This is a genomic window from Pseudomonas sp. SIMBA_041, from assembly GCF_046535095.1.
Classification (GTDB): Bacteria; Pseudomonadota; Gammaproteobacteria; order Pseudomonadales; family Pseudomonadaceae; genus Aquipseudomonas; species Aquipseudomonas mucoides.
The window spans coordinates 1-300 of sequence record NZ_JAWRXJ010000154.1; the positions used below are offsets into that span (position 1 = coordinate 1).

Genomic DNA, 300 nt, shown 5'->3' on the forward strand with positions numbered 1-300 from the left:
CTGGCGGTGGCAGTTCATCGCAAGGCCCGCGCCCGCAGCTTGGCGGTCGTGTCGTTACCATCGCAGCGGCAGCGATTGTCATTATCTGGGCGGCCAGTGGTTTCTATACCATTAAAGAAGCCGAACGCGGCGTGGTAACACGCTTTGGTAAATTCAGCCATCTGGTTGAGCCGGGTCTGAACTGGAAACCGACGTTTATCGACGAAGTCAAACCGGTGAACGTGGAAGCCGTGCGTGAACTGGCCGCTTCTGGTGTGATGCTGACGTCGGACGAGAACGTAGTGCGCGTTGAGATGAACG

Annotated in this window: 1 protein-coding gene; it reads left to right on the plus strand. The window is 57.3% G+C overall.

Annotated features, from left to right (window positions below; translation table 11 throughout):
- Positions 1–300, plus strand: a 300-nt coding sequence (locus tag SB725_RS30645) for an SPFH domain-containing protein (RefSeq protein ID WP_410923110.1), incomplete at both ends; no start/stop codon positions are given.